The organism is Streptomyces sp. NPDC091376, from assembly GCF_044757085.1.
Taxonomy (GTDB): Bacteria; Actinomycetota; Actinomycetes; order Streptomycetales; family Streptomycetaceae; genus Streptomyces; species Streptomyces pratisoli.
On the sequence record NZ_JBIVUF010000025.1, the window covers coordinates 72,373 to 87,391 of the forward strand.

Annotated in this window: 10 protein-coding genes and 1 pseudogene; 9 read left to right on the top strand and 2 right to left on the bottom strand. The window is 67.5% G+C overall.

Going from position 1 to position 15,019, the window contains the following annotated elements; all coding sequences use genetic code 11:
• Window positions 1–92 precede the first annotated feature (92 nt).
• The 9 genes and pseudogenes from ltrA (at window position 93) to ACIQMR_RS34340 (ending at window position 12,937) form a co-directional block, all read left to right on the top strand.
• Window positions 93–1,871 carry a group II intron reverse transcriptase/maturase gene (gene ltrA, locus ACIQMR_RS34300; RefSeq protein WP_401395874.1) on the top strand — a complete coding sequence of 593 codons (1,779 nt, stop codon included), beginning with the start codon at window positions 93–95 and terminating at the stop codon, window positions 1,869–1,871.
• Window positions 1,872–1,969: 98 nt separating this feature from the next.
• Window positions 1,970–2,414: pseudogene (locus ACIQMR_RS34305) on the top strand (IS30 family transposase); the annotation flags it as partial.
• Between the two features lie 972 nt (window positions 2,415–3,386).
• A complete protein-coding gene (locus ACIQMR_RS34310; protein WP_401395877.1) occupies window positions 3,387–4,784 on the top strand; it encodes an IS1380 family transposase in 1,398 nt (465 codons plus the stop codon).
• 1,079 nt (window positions 4,785–5,863) lie between these two features.
• Window positions 5,864–7,339 (top strand): hypothetical protein, encoded by a 1,476-nt coding sequence (locus ACIQMR_RS34315; protein WP_401395879.1) that lies wholly within the window; start codon window positions 5,864–5,866, stop codon window positions 7,337–7,339.
• Between the two features lie 247 nt (window positions 7,340–7,586).
• The gene (locus tag ACIQMR_RS34320) at window positions 7,587–8,321 is read left to right on the top strand and encodes a hypothetical protein (RefSeq protein WP_401395882.1); all 735 of its coding nucleotides are present in this window, start codon (window positions 7,587–7,589) and stop codon (window positions 8,319–8,321) included.
• A 242-nt stretch (window positions 8,322–8,563) separates the two neighbouring features.
• Window positions 8,564–9,406, top strand: coding sequence for a vWA domain-containing protein (locus tag ACIQMR_RS34325; RefSeq protein ID WP_401395885.1), 843 nt, complete (start codon window positions 8,564–8,566; stop codon window positions 9,404–9,406).
• A gap of 25 nt (window positions 9,407–9,431) precedes the next feature.
• On the top strand, window positions 9,432–10,286 hold the full coding sequence (locus ACIQMR_RS34330) for a hypothetical protein (RefSeq protein WP_401395888.1): 855 nt from the start codon (window positions 9,432–9,434) through the stop codon (window positions 10,284–10,286).
• A complete protein-coding gene (locus tag ACIQMR_RS34335; RefSeq protein WP_401395891.1) occupies window positions 10,286–12,535 on the top strand; it encodes a hypothetical protein in 2,250 nt (749 codons plus the stop codon). The genes ACIQMR_RS34330 and ACIQMR_RS34335 overlap by 1 nt, the downstream gene beginning before the upstream one ends.
• Window positions 12,536–12,646: 111 nt before the next feature.
• A complete protein-coding gene (locus ACIQMR_RS34340) occupies window positions 12,647–12,937 on the top strand; it encodes a hypothetical protein (protein WP_401395894.1) in 291 nt (96 codons plus the stop codon).
• Here ACIQMR_RS34340 and ACIQMR_RS34345 read toward each other — a convergent pair.
• Window positions 12,921–13,376, bottom strand: coding sequence for a hypothetical protein (locus tag ACIQMR_RS34345; protein WP_401395903.1), 456 nt, complete (start codon window positions 13,374–13,376; stop codon window positions 12,921–12,923). The genes ACIQMR_RS34340 and ACIQMR_RS34345 overlap by 17 nt on opposite strands.
• 338 nt (window positions 13,377–13,714) lie before the next feature.
• A complete protein-coding gene (locus ACIQMR_RS34350; RefSeq protein WP_401395897.1) occupies window positions 13,715–14,830 on the bottom strand; it encodes a hypothetical protein in 1,116 nt (371 codons plus the stop codon).
• Between the last annotated feature and the right edge of the window lie 189 nt (window positions 14,831–15,019).

Sequence of the window (15,019 nt, forward strand, 5' to 3'; positions counted from 1 at the left end):
GCCCGGACCCGAAAGGGTGCTGACGTGGGCCGGGTGAGCCTGTGCGGACTCACTGGACAAAGACGACGGAACCGAGGGACAAGTTGGACGCCATGACGGATACGGACGGGGCGGTCTCGACCGTCCTGAACGCTGCGGCGACGGCGAACGGACCCGAGGACGAAGACCTGGACTGGGCGTCGATCGACTGGCACCGGGTCGAGGAGGGCGTACGACGTCTGCGGCAGAGAATCTTCGCGGCATCGCAGGCAGGGGACCTGAAGAAGGTCCGCAACTTGCAGAAGCTGATGCTCCGTTCCCGGTCGAACACGCTCCTGAGCGTGCGGCGGGTCACGGAGATCAACGCGGGACGCGCGACGGCGGGAGTCGACGGGAAGGTGGTGCTGATGTCCCAGTCCAAGGCCGCGCTGGCCGACTGGGTTCAGCACCGCGCCCGACCGTGGATTCCCAAGCCCGTCAAGCGGGTGTTCATCCCCAAACCGGGGACCACGAAGAAGCGCGGCCTCGGGATTCCCGTGATCGTTGACCGGTGCCTGCAAGCCGTGGCGCTGGGCGCACTGGAGCCCGAGTGGGAGGCGCGGTTCGAGCCGAAGTCGTACGGCTTCCGGCCCGGCCGCGGCTGTCACGACGCGATCGGGGCCATCCACTCCACGCTCAACGGGAAGAACCCGCAGCGTGTGTGGGTGCTCGACGCGGACCTGACGGCGGCGTTCGACCGTATCGACCATGACCGACTGTTGGCCGAGCTCGGTTCCTTCCCCGCCCGGGAGCTGGTCCGGCAGTGGCTGAAAGCCGGGGCCGTGGATCGAGGACGGTTCGCTCCGACCGAGGCGGGAACTCCGCAAGGTGGAGTGATCAGCCCGCTGCTCTTCAACGTGGCCCTGCACGGAATGGAGGAAGCCGCAGGCGTCCGCTACTACACAACTGGCCGAGACGCTGGAAGTGCGCAGAGCGGGAGCCCGGTGCTGGTGAGATACGCAGACGATTTTGTCGCGATGTGCACCAGTCGTGAGCAGGCCGAACAGGTCAAGGAACGGCTGGCCGCATGGCTGACACCCAGGGGGCTCGCCTTCCACGAGGACAAGACACGCATCGTCCACGCGGAGAGCGGGTTCGACTTCCTGGGGTTCAATGTCCGCCGCTATCACGGCAAGCTGCTGATCAAGCCGAGCACAGCGGCGCAACGACGGATCCGGGAACGGCTGAGTGCCGAGATGCTGGCCCTGCGAGGGGCCAATGCCGGTGCGGTGCTCAAGAAGATCAACCCGATCGTTCGGGGCTGGTCTGCCTACTACCGGACGGTGGTGTCGAGCGAGGTGTTCACCGCGCTGGACAATCACATGTGGAAGCTCGCTTACAAGTGGGCCAAGCGCAGCCACCCGAACAAGCCGAAGCACTGGATATCCGCCAAGTACTTCGGCCAGTTCAACAAGGCCAGGAGGGACCGGTGGGTGTTCGGCGACCGCGTCAGCGGCGCCTACCTGCTCAAGTTCTCCTGGACGAAGATCGTCCGGCACCAGTTGGTCAAGGGCAGGGCGTCCCCGGACGACCCGGCGCTGGAGTCGTACTGGGCCGAGCGGCGTCGCAAAGGACCACCCCCGCCGGTCGACGGCATGACCGTGCGCCTGCTTCAGGCACAACAGGGCCGTTGCCCAATCTGCGGAGGACTCCTGCTGCACGCCGATCACCCGCCGCGAAGCCCACAGGAATGGGAAGCGTGGCGAGCCGTCCTCAGGAAGGCACTCTCCAAGCAGTACGTCGCCTTCCCGGGCGGAGTCTCACCGGGCGATCAACGAATCCGTCTCCTCCACACCCACTGTCAACGGCGGAATAGAACCGCCGATTCGATAAGCCCCGCACGCTTCTCCTGACCGCGAGCCCTCGGGGCTTGCTTGAGCCGTGTGCGGTGAACAGCTGCTTGCACGGTTCTGAGGGGGCGGGGACGCAGCAATGCGTCCCCGCTACCCGACTGATCGTCGGCCCCCGCAGCGAGAGCGCGATAGTGACCCTGGTCGAGCGCTCCACCCGCTACGTCCTGCTCGGACATCTGCCTCGCGGACACACGGCCTGGGAGGTCCGCGACGTGCTGGTGCCGCTGATCCAGGCCCTGCCCGAGCACCTACGTGGCTCGCTGACCTGGGACCAGGGCGCGGAGATGGCCGCTCACAAGCAGTTCACGGTGACCACCGGCGTTCCGGTCTACTTCTGCGACCCCCACTCGCCCTGGCAGCGTGGCTCGAACGAGAACACCAACGGTTTGCTGCGGCAGTACTTCCCCAAGGGCACCGACCTGTCCGCGCACAGTCCCGCAGACCTCGAACTCGTTGCCCAGCAACTCAACGGCCGACCACGCAAAACGCTCGGCTGGAGAACCCCCAGCCGAGCGCCTGCGTGATCTACTGACGGCCGCATAAACCATCAGGTGTTGCGAGGATCCCGAGAATCCGCCCTCCCGGTGGGGCGTCGTCGTATCAGGTCCCCGTCTACGCAGGACCCCCGCCGGAGCGATCCGACGGGGGTCCTCGCCTGTCACGAGCGATCACAAGCGATCACGGGCGGGTCACCAACCCCGCGGACGCACTCGCATCACAGAGCTCAGACCTGGACTTACGCGCTCACCCTGGATCAACTGGACGCCCGTGGACGGTTTCTACAACATGTGCCATGTGGTACCTCGGTGGCTCACTCGTCAGCACCCCGAACAACGCGCCAAGATCCGGACCAGATGCGGACCAACTCGACGTCACACCATGCACTTTCACCCTTAGCTGCAGGTCAGAAGTGATTAAGAGCGTGTACCACCAGCAGACGAAGAACGTTCTTTGTTCTTACAGCCCTCAGAAGCTTGGCTTCTTCTAGAGCCCGAAGTCGGGTTGCCTGGAGGCATCGTTGGGCTCCAGGCAACCCGACACGGTAGGTACCTGCTGTAATCAGGGTTCTTCGCGTTACCGTCTGGCATCCGAGAGAGTTCCCGCCGGACCAGTCGCGGACCAAGCGGCGCTGAAGGACATCGCCTCACGAGCCGCCCGCTCACGAGCGCAGCGACCCGCCGATACCCGTAAGCAGTGTCCGAACCGCCGGCAGCACTGGGAAGGCTCTTCCGCCTCATAGCCGTCCTGAACGAACCCGTATCGCGAGCGAAGGCTCCTCGCGGCGGAACGGGCCTACCGAATTCCATGAACTGCCGAAGACCGTGTAGAGGACAGCAGCCCGGAAAGGGCAGGGCAAGTAGGCCACCGCGAGGAAGCTAGCCCTAACCTCGCCATTTCGCTTGGGGACGGCTGGCTATGGGGCGGAAACGCGAAAGTGCCTTCCTGACCTGGGACGATGAACCTTGCTGAGGGGTTCTGTCGGTCCAGGCGGAGGGCACTTTCTACGTGCAGGCTATGGTGTTGCGTCCCAAGATCCAGGTCACTGCCGATGGTTCGGGGGTGGTCGGTCACGCCGGGGCACGGTTGCTGGCTGATCTCGCTGATGCCACCGGGCTCACCGCCGCGTACTCCACCGCGCTCGGGCCGCTTCGGCCGCGCGGGACCGGGCATGATCCGGGCCGGATCGCCACCGATCTGGCGGTGATGCTCGCCGATGGCGGCGAGGCCATCGCGGATCTGGCCGTACTGCGGGACCAGGCAGGGGTGTTCGGTTCGGTCGCCTCAACGCCAACGGCCTGGCGGCTGCTCGCCGATACCGATGAGAGGGCACTCGCTGCTCTGCGCTCGGCCCGTGCCCAAGCCCGGGAAGTCGCCTGGCTGCAGGCCGCCGAGCAGGGCGAGGGCATTCCCGCAGCCCGCGCCGCGGGACGCACTCTGCCCGGTCTGGTCCTGGACCTCCACGCCACGCTGATCACCTGCCACTCAGAGAAAGAGCAGGCCGCTCCCACCTATAGGGGCGGCTTCGGCTTCCACCCGCTGCTGTGCTTCCTGGCCAATACCGGCGAGGCACTGTCCGGCCGGCTGCGGCCCGGCAACGCCGGAGCCAACACCGCGAGCGACCACGTCACGGTCCTCGACCAGGCCCTCGCGCAGATCCCCGACGCCCACCGCCACGGCACCGACATCCTCATCCGCACCGACAGTGCGGGATCCGCGAAAGCCTTCCTCGCCTACGTCCGCGACGCGCGGAAACGAGGAATCCGTACCTTCTTCTCGGTCGGATACGCCATCACCGAGCCGGTCCGCCGCGCTGTCCGGGCCATGCCCGACCACCTCTGGCATCCTGCCCTGGACCAGAACGGGACGCTCCGTGATGGCGCCGAGGTCGCCGAGCTGACCGGCATGGTCGACCTGACCGGCTACCCGGCCAGCACCCGCATCATCGTGCGCCGCGAGCGACCGCACCCCGGAGCCCAGCTGTCCCTGTTCGACCAGGACGAGGGCCTGCGGCACCAGGTGTTCCTCACCGACACCCCGTACTCCGGTGGCGGCTCCGCCCAGTTTCTGGAGGTCCGCCACCGCGGGCATGCATGCGTCGAGGACCACATCCGGTGCGGCAAGACCACCGGCTTCGGCCGCTTCCCCTCCCGCAACTTCGGCGTCAACGCTGTCTGGCTCGAACTCAGCCTCGCGGCGATCGACCTGCTCGCCTGGACCCGTGTCCTGCTGCTGGACGGCGAACTCGCCACTGCCGAGCCGAAGAAGCTCCGCTACCGGCTGCTACACGTCGTCGCTCGCCTCACCCGCGGCGGGCGACGCCTGCGCATGCGGATATCGGCGACCTGGCCCTGGAGACACGAACTGGCCACGGCCTTCCACCGCCTCGCCGCACTGCCCCGCCCCGCTGGCTGACCGGCAACCACCCTGCCCGCCCACGACCCGAAAGACCCCGGAGAACCCGACCACCGCGCCGGGACTCCGCCCTGCCCAAGAACCGAAATCGGGTCGGCCACCCAACAGCTGGTGATCAGCGACGCCACCTCATCCCAACCGAAACGGCGAGGCTAAGCTCCTGACGTGAACAAGGCTGTTGTCAGTGCCGCGTGCGATGCTCACCCCGGATATCGGGCACTTGACGAGGAGGCCGGGTGGCGATGGGACGTCCGCGGAAGGATCCACGTGATCCGGTGCTGATTCTGCGGGATGCCGGGCTGGAACCACTGGAGCCCTATCCAGGAAGTGATAAGCCCTGGCGCTGCCGCCATGAAGCGTGCGGGAGAGAAGTGTCACCGCGGCTGGGCAACATTGCCGCGGGCCGGCAAGGCGGCTGCCGGTACTGCTCCGGCACGGCTCCGATTCCTCCGGAGGAGGCGGTGGCGCTGATGCGCTCGGCTGGCCTGGAACCGCTGGAGCCCTATCCCGGAGCGACACCCCCTTGGCGCTGCCGGCATGTGCCGTGCGGTCGGGAGGTCAAGCCGCGCTACTCGTACATCAAACGCGGAGGGGGACCGTGCCGATGGTGCGCGCCGAACGCGCCGGTCGACCCGGACCAAGCCGCCGCGCTCATGAGGTCGGCCGGTCTCGAACCACTGGAGCCCTATTCCGGAACCGACATCCCCTGGCGGTGCCGCTGCACAACCTGCGGCACGATCGGGACACCCACTCATGGGTCGGTCAAGGGCGGACAAGGGGGCTGCGGCCCATGCGGGCGCAAGAATGCCGGGCGGGGCATCAGCCGGGCATGGTCGCGTCGCCGCGAACTGCCCCGCACGGACGGCGACCGGGCCGCAATTGAGGCGAAGGACTTCGGCCTAGAGCCGCTGGAGTCCTACCCGGGACCGAGCGGGCTGTGGCACTGCCGCCACCTCGCGTGCGGCCGAGACGTCGAGATCAGGTTGAGCAACCTCAGGCGCGGCCTTCGGGCCTGCCCATACTGCCCTCCCTCCCTGGGTGGCCGACGCCGCTGGCCCGCGGACGAAGCCGAGGCCCTCATGCGTGCCGCCGACCTGGAACCGCTCGAACCGTACGCCGGGCGTCGTGACAAGGCGTGGCGGTGTCGCTGCAACGGCTGTGGGCGTGAGACGTCACCGAGTCTGGGCGGCATTCTGGCGGGCCAGGGCGGCTGTCGGCACTGTGCCGACGTGAGGGCGGCAGCGGGTAGAAAAACCGACCCGGACATCGCGGTGGCTGCCATGCGCGCGGCTGGGCTGGAGCCGCTGGAGCCCTATGCCACCTCGGTGACTGCGTGGCGGTGCCGTTGCGTAACCTGCGGCAACGAGGTCTCCCCGACGCTCATGAAGATTCGTGCTGGTGGAGGGTGCAAGTTCTGTGCCACCCACGGCATCGACCTGTCAGTACCGTCGAAGGTTTACGTGATCACCCACCAGGAGTGGAAAGCCGTCAAGATCGGGATCGGTGCCTGCACCGGCTACACCTCTCGCCTCATCCAACACGAACGCCAGGGTTGGCAACTGCATCAGGCCCGTGACTACACCACCGGCGCAGCCGCCTACGACGTCGAGCAGGCCGTGCTGGGCCGCCTGCATCAGGCCGGACTCATTCCTTTCCTCACGAGCGACATCATGCCGAACGGCTGGACCGAGACCTGCTCCGCAGCCCGCATCACGGCGGCCGAGGTCTGGGCCATGGTCGATGAGGAAACACGGAGCGCAGAAAAACCCTATGCGCCCCGAACTGGCGGCCGACCCCGTGCCGCGGTCCTCATCGACGCGGAGGCCGCAGCCGCTGAGATGCGGGCTTGCGGATACGAGCCACTCGTGCCGTATCCCGGCCGCACCAACGCGACTTGGCCCTCGCGCTGCATGACCTGCGGGCACGAGGGGCGTCCGACGTTCAATGCCGTCCGTAACGCGGGCCAGCGCTGTCGCGTCTGCCGGGCAAAGGAAACCCAGGCGAAACGCGCCGCCACGAACGCGCCGAAGGCCCAAGAAACCATGCGCGCGGCCGGACTCCAACCGCTTGAACCCTACCCGGGCAGCCAAACACCGTGGCGGTGCCGCTGCACCACATGCGGTCTCGAAACCAGCCCCACCTACTCCAACGTCAACAGCGGTTCGAAGGGCTGCCGGTTCTGTGCCCTCAACTCGGCAACCGACGAGCGTGCGTCCGCCGAAGTACGAGCGGCCGGGTTCGAGCCGCTGGAGCCGTACCCCGGCCGTACCACGGACCGTTGGCGCTGCCGCTGTTCCTGCGGAAACGAGGTCATGACCCGCCTGTCATCCGTCCGGTCGGGAACCACCGGCTGCAAGAAGTGCCCCCGATCCGGTGGCCGAACCGATCCCGCGACAGCCGCCGCGGAGGCACGCGCCGCCGGGTTCGAGCCGTTGGAGCCCTATCCGGGGAAGACCACCGACCGGTGGCGCTGCCGCTGCAGGTGCAGCACGGCCATCACCCTCACCCTGACCAGCCTCAGAGGAGGCCGTACCGCGTGCGGAACGTGCTCCTGAGGCGCGACTCGATACCCGTCGCTCACGAGCCACGCCGCCGCTGCACCCAGTAGTCGAGCAAGCCCGGGTTCCGTCGTACCAACCTTCTTTAGGAGATCGCTGCCCGACGGCATCCTCGGTATCGGCCCCTTTGAAGATGCATTCGGCGGATCATGAGCGCCTCGGCGTCCAGCGATGTGGCCGACGTCCTGTCGCCGGTAGTCGACGTTAGCTGACATGGGCAGGCCGCACAGTCTTCAATGGCGTCATGGCCACGCCGATGCCAACACCCCCGCCCCCGCCCGCCACCCTGGAGACGATCGCGGGTAGCGCCACGCTGGACGAAGTCCTGGAGTGTCTACGCGCGCGGCGGCCGGTGTTCCACTCCGAGGCCGATCTCCAGCACAGTTTCGCGCTCGCTGTAGGCGAGGTCGCACCGGATGTCAGGTGCCGTCTCGAGATCCCGGTACGCGGAAGCAACGCCTCGGAGTACCTGGACCTACTGTGCCTGGGGCCGGCGAGCCGTACGGCAATCGAGTTCAAGTACGTGACCCGACAGTGGTCGGGTACAGCAGGGACGCCTCCCGAGGAGTACGCCTTGCGCGGACACAACGCCCCAGACGTCGCACGTAGGGACTTCCTGCGGGACGTAGCAAGGTTGGAACGCTTCTGCGACCGCGAGGATCAGAACGGGCTGGCCCTGCTCATCACAAACGAGGCGGCCCTGTGGCGCCCCAGGCAACGCAGGATGCCCACCAGGAACGAGGAGTTCCGCATCCACCACGGGCGCGAACTGAGCGGCACCTTGCTGTGGGCCGGCGGTTCCTTCCCGGACAACACCCGAGTGCTGCGGGGTGCCTACACGCTCACCTGGCGTCAGTACACCCAACTGGAGGGTTCAAGTGGCGAGTTCCGCTGCCTTGCGGTGTTCATCACTCCGAGCGCCGCGCAGCCCCAGTGGCTACACGAGGCGAAACCAGCAGACTGCCTCGCATGTCATTGATCATGGGAATCTGCCCTGGGTGAAGGCACTAGCCTCGATTCCGGAGACATCGAAAACGTCCTCCACGACGCCGAGCAGCACTTGGATCCAAACGTCGTCGAGCAGACCGTCGGGGGCTCATGCCGGCGGCCGGTGGAACGGCATGTGAGTGTCGATCACTTCCCCGACACCGAGACTGTGAAGGCAGTGTGAAAGCACTGGTCATTCGATATGGTGATCCCCTTCACAGCAAGGGGGGCGCAGTGCCGTACACCGCAGAGATCAGCCGAACCAATCCGGGTTGCTTCATCTTCCTCGTGGACCAGTCCGCCTCCATGAGCGATCCCATGGGCGCCGGTGAGGTCACGCAGCGGAGGGCCGAGGTCGTCTCCGACGCGATCAACCGGCTGCTGACCGAACTGTCCGTCAAGTGTGCCAAAGAGGAAGGCGTACGGGACTACTTCCACGTGGCCGTGATCGGGTACGGACACAATCACGTGGGCTCCGCGTTCCAGGGGGCGCTGGCCGGGCGCGACCTCGTTCCGCTGAGCGAGGTCGCCAACAACCCGGCGCGGGTGGAGAGCCGTGGCAAGAAGGTGCCGGACGGCGCCGGCGGCCTGGTCGAGACCTCGGTGCAGTTCCCGGTGTGGATGGACCCGGTGACCAACGGCGGTACGCCCATGACACGCGCCCTCGGCTACGCGGACAGCCTCGTGGCGAACTGGGTCGAGACGCACCCGAGCGGCTTCCCGCCGATCGTGCTCAACCTCACCGACGGCGAGTCCACCGACGGCGACCCCACCAGCGCCGCCATCGCGCTGGCATCGCACGCCACCGCGGATGGCGCGGTCCTCCTGTTCAACCTCCACGTGTCCGGCAGCGGCGGCACACCGGTCACCTTCCCGGACAGCGAGGAGGGGCTGCCAGACACGTACGCCCGGCTGCTGTTCCAGATGTCCAGTGTGCTGCCCAGCCACATGCGCTCCTATGCGGCCTCGCAGGGGCACCGGGTCAGCGAGACTACCCGGGGCTTCGTCTACAACGCGGACATCACCTCCATCGTGGAGTTCCTGGACATCGGCACCCGCGCCACCGAGCTGCGCTGACCACCGAGACGGAGCTGCGCTGACCATGGAGGACGTTTCGGCTCTGCCGGAATGCCAGCTGCTGCGGGTGCCCAAGGCGGGCAACACGCTCAAGGAGTGCGAGGACGCCGGGCGGTCCTGGGTCGGGGACGCACGGGCCGACGAGCAGGGCCGTACCGTCCTCCCGCTGTACGCGGCGGTGTCCGACGGCGCCTCGGAGAGCCTGCTCGCGGGCGCCTGGGCGGAGCGTCTCGTCGCGGACGCCGTCGAGTCGATGTCCCTCGGCCGTGATTGGTGGGACGACGTGGACACGTTCGTCGTCGACCTCATGGAGCGGTCCGCGCCTCGCTGGGAGGCGTACCTCGAGTGGTACCGGGCGGAGCGCGACGCCCGTGGCCGGCCCATCACCTGGTACGAGCAACCCGGCCTGGAGAAGGGCGCGTTCGCGACCGTGTTGGGCGCGGAGGTCCGAGCCACCGTGTCCGGTGACGGTACGGCCGATTGGTCCTGGCACGCCTTCGCCCTGGGCGACAGCTGCCTGTTCCACCTGCGGGACGGTGTCGTCCGGCGGGCCTTCCCCATCGAGGACGTCGAGGGCTTCGGCATCACCCCCCAGCTCCTCGGCAGCCGTAACCACGACACGGCCCTGGTGGCCGAGCGGCTGCGGCTCGCCCACGGCACCCTGGCGCCGGGCGACGAGGTGCTGCTGGCCAGCGACGCGCTCGCGGCCTGGCTGCTGTCCCCGCACCAACGGCACCGGGCACCGGGCACCGTGCTGGCCACGCTTGCGGAGGTGGGCGATGAGCCCTTCACGGAGTGGGTGGAGGACCAGCGGGCGCGCGGGTTCATGCGCAACGACGACGTGACCCTGATCCGGATTCGGGTGAGAACGGAGGCGTGATGGCTGTGTCCCGCGGCGGTCGCCCCGCCACCGGAACCGGTGGGGTCCGGAAGTTCCCCACGGGCGCGAACTACGCGGAGGCCCTGCAGCACCCCGAACTCTGCTTCCGCGATCCCGATCTCCAGCAGGGAACCGTCCAGCAGAGCCCCGTCCTCGGACCCAAGGCGATCTCTGGCAACTTCGCCAGCGTCTTCTCCGTCACCGCGCGGGGCGGGCAGCGCTACGCGCTCAAGTGCTTCACCCGAGACACCTCCGCCATCGGCGTCCGTTACACCGCGATTAGCTCTGCCCTGCGCGCGCTCGACACCAGTGGCCTCTCCCAGCCGTGGCCTGTGCGCTTCGAGTTCTTGGAGCAGGGCGTGCTGGCTCTCGGCGACTGGTTCCCGGTGGTGCGGATGGCGTGGGTGCAGGGCACCGACCTCATGTCATGGATCGACCGCCACCGCCACGACTCGGCTGCCGTCCTCGCCCTCGCCGACCGCTTCCTCGCGCTGGCGGGCGACCTGGAGGACCACGGCATCGCCCACGGCGACCTGCAGCACGGCAACATCCTTGTGGCGGACGACAACACCCTCCGGCTCGTCGACTACGACGGCATGTACGTCCCCGCCCTCAAGGGCGAGGCGGCGACGGAGAACGGCCACCGCAACTACCAGTCGCCGCAGCGCAGCGCCGCCAACTTCGGGCCGACCATGGACCGCTTCTCGGCCTGGCTCATCCACCTCTCCCTAATCGCCGTCGCCACCGACCCCGGCCTGTGGACCCAGCTCCACGACACCCAGGGCGAGTACCTGATCCTCTCCGAGCCCGACTTCAAGGACCCGGCGACCTCCCTGGCCTGGCCCCTGCTCCTCGGCCACTCCGACCAACGCGTCCGCACGGAGGCCGCCCGCGTCCAGGGCTTCCTCGGGCAACCCTGCTCCGGGCTGCCCCGCCTGACCGCCGCCGCGCTCACGCTCCCCGCCCCACCCCGCAAGCGAAAGGGCGGCGCCGCGGCTCCGACGGCGACCAGCGGTACGACGGGTGCCGCCGCCCCGGCAAATGCACCTTCCGGTGGCATCCCAGCCTGGCTGGTGGATCGCGTGGCGTCCGCCCCCGCCAGAGCGGTGCCGACTAGCGCGCCGGCCCCCGCCTCCGCCGGCTTCACCGGGCGCCGCCCTCGCGACCTGGCGGCCGCGGCCACCGCCGTACTGAGCACCGCCGCCCCCGCCGTGCTCGCGGTCACTGTCGGACAGCCGGAGGGATACCTGCCTGCCGCGCAGGGGGCCGCCCTACTCGCCTCGGCCGCCATGATCGGCGTAGGCCGGCGGCTCAGGCCGGAGTATCGAACCGCCCGCCAACGGGTCCGGGGACTACGTCGTCGGGCCCGCGAACTCAAGGATCCGGCCGGCGCCCACAGGCGGCTGGAGCAGGAGATCCAGAAGCTGGATGCCGCCACTGCCAAGGATGACGCGGCCACTGACAAGCGCATGCAGACCCTGCAGACCGACCTGCGCGACGGACTGGCTCGCATCACTATGGACCTGAACCGCCGCACCGACCAGTCCCGCCAGCGCAAGGCGGAGCTTCCCGCCAGAGAGCAGGGCATGATCGCCGCCGCGCTGGAACCGGCGGTGCGCCAGCACGTCGAGGCGAAGCTGCGCGCCACTTCGATTCAGGAAGCGCGGTCACTATCGAACATGGGCGCCAAGACGGTCGGGGCTCTGGTGCAGGCTGGTATCCGCACCGCGGCCGACTTCACGGGGGTGTCCTACTCCCAAAGCCAGGGTTCCGGGAGCCGTGTGGCCTACTTCGTCCGCCCAGGCGGCCACCACGTCCGCGTGGCCGGCGTGGGCGAAGCGCGGGCGACCGCCCTCGATGCATGGCGCCGGTCCCTGGAGCAACGGGCAAGGGCTTCCGCACCCGCCAAGCTGCCTGGGCAAGCCCTGACGAGGATCCGCGCAGAGATCGCCACGCTGCGGGCGCAGTACGACCGGGAGGTAAAGCAGGCGGAGAGCAAGGCCCAGCAGGACAGGGACGTCCTCCAAAAGCAGATCACCGACGAACGGCAGCGGCTCACGGCCGACCGCCAGCAGCGCGCCATAGAGACCCAGCGCAAACGTGCTGACCTGTTGCAACGTCAGAAGCAGCTCAGCGGCGCCGAGGTGGAGCGAGCGAGGGTGACGGGCGAACTCAGCACCGCACGGTCGGAGACCCGCCGCAACCTCGGTGTCCGGAAATACGTCACATTCCTGTTGACGGGCCACTGAACCAGACGACAGGACAGGGAGATCGGACTCGGCCGTCTGGTTCCTCCAGTCCGGTGAGACGGCCGGCAGCGGCCCCATGTCGCCTTCGACCACGAGGGACTGGACGTCTTCGTGCTGGAGACGGGTGAGTACGGCTTCCAGTCGTTGCCAGACCGCGTTGATGACGGCCTCCGTGAATGCAGGCAGGAAGGCAGAAGGCACGGTGAGGACTGCCTTGGACGTGGCGTCCGTCCATCCGTCACCGGGAATGGGGTGGTAGAAGCCGCCGTCGCGGCGCAGCGTCAGTACAGTCGGGCGGAGCAGGTCTCGGGCGACTTCCTCGCCGTCGCGGTCGAGGAGGCTGTAGGTCTGGCCGAGGACGAGGTCGAGTTTGCCGGTGTCGTCGTCATTGAGCGGCAGTGAGACTAGCGGGCCGGTGTCCGGTGCGGGGGGCTGATCCGTAGACCGGCCGCCCCGATATGAACTTGAAGGGGCGGAGGGTCCAGCCGCCCGGCCCGAGGAGGCGGTTCAGCTTCGCGACCCGTTGGGATGAGTGGTCAACGTCGGGCTGCACCTCGGGATGCACGAACCGCGCTAGGAAGGCGAGCAGAACCTCGTCAGGGCCATCGAGGAGTTGAAACTGGGGGTATTCGAAGACCCAGTCGTCAGACCAGTCGAGTGGGTTGTTGATCCGGTGCTGGAAAATGTCTTCAGGTGCCGCCGTGAACCGGGAGTCCGTCGACGCCAGCCTGTCGAGGTCGTACAGGGATCCCAAAAAGTCGACCTCGTCGAGCCTTCCCCACCAGGGGCCGCCCTCACCGCACAGGTAGTCGAAGATGTCGCGTCGCGCGAGTGTCGTGATCCTCTGCGTGCTCTGTGGCGCCGGGTAGGCGCGAACTGCGTCATGCCCCCAGGATGGACGTCCGTCGACTCACCCGGCAGGCGAATGAACATCCTGGCTTTCTGACTTCAGACGCCATCCGCTTTCTGAGCGTGATCGTTTGGATCGGGCTAGGTGCGCATGAACTCCGGCTGGCTCCCGGCATAGCCGGGACCAGGACGTCAACGCGAGGGCGGCCGTCACCGCGGTATCCACCTCGCGCGATGCCAGCCGCTCCGGGCAACCGGTGGTGCCGCCCCGGCAGCGACCCCGCCGTTTGGCAGACCTCGGCCTTCGTGTGGGGTCTGCGCACCACGGGTTTAGCGTCGCTGGCAGCGATCCCGTAGCTCGGCGATGACCGCCCTCTCGTGTGTGTTGAGATCCCCGTCAACGGCGGCGACCCGTTCGGCGGCGTAGACAACGTCACTGAGTTCCCCAGGCTCGGCATCGATGCGGTGCCATACCTCGCCCGGGTCAATGTTGACGACGTTGGCGAGTTGCTCGTCATCGACCTGATGCCGTTCCCAGGCAAGCCGCGTCAGCCGCTGGAACAGCAGGCGCTCGGCGTCAGTGATCTCGCCGTCCGCGTTGATGACGAGCCACGCGACCCACAGCATCAGCCTCGGGTGCTGCGTACGTCGGATCAAAGTGTCGGCGAGTTCAATCACCTCTGCCTCGTCACGAAACACGGATTTGGCATAGCGTCCTGCGGCCAAGGTCGTGTAGCGGTTCACGAGGATGGTCAAGGGGATGCCAACGCCGGGGATGCCGAACTTGATGATATTGCGTTGCAGGAGGTGTTTCCCAACGAACGGAAGGCTTTTCGCGGCAGCAAGGACCGGACCGGAGTAGTACTTCTTGAGAACTTGCCGGACCAGGCCGGGTACGAACTTCAGGCTGACGCGGGCGACTTCTCCGGCCTTTATACCGAGTGCCACCCGGACGAGCTTCATCGTGTCTTCGGGATCGTCCACGTCCAGGGGAATCCGGTAGATCACCGCGATGTCGTAGGCCAGGCGCATCTGCAGCTGGGTAATGTACGTCAGGTCAACCATAAAGGTGACGACACCGGCCGGAACAGTGGCAGGGCTGGCGCCACCCAACGACCCGATGGTGGCAGCGATCGTCCCGTTGTAAAGGCTGGAGGTGATCCCGCCTTCAATCATGGCGTTCTTTACCGCGAGCTTGATCTGCTGCCCGACGATGCCGTCCGCGGGCACGCCCTTGTACTTCTGCTGGAAATACTCCCAGGTGGCCTTCTCGGCGTACGACCGCAGCGCCTGGGTGCAGAGTTTCGTAAACCAGCCGCCCGACTTGATGTCGTCCGCGCTCAGCCCTGCGACAAACTCCCGCAGTTTGGCCCGCTCCTGTTCGACAGCTTCGCGGTCGGCGTCGTCGTCGCCGGCGTTGTCGAGGCTAGGCAGCACTTCGGTCACAGCGGGGTCCCCTCCCAGATAGTTCAGCGACCTGCAAGGTTGCCAGATATGGGCAGAGGAGCGGTGGTACCCGCGCAATCCCACCGCTCCTCGTTGTGGGGGGGGTGCCTCTATGTCTTTCGTCAAGCGAGGCGTGGGGTTCTGGGTTCGTAGAAGGTGCCGTCGCGGAGCATCGCGAAGAGCACGTTG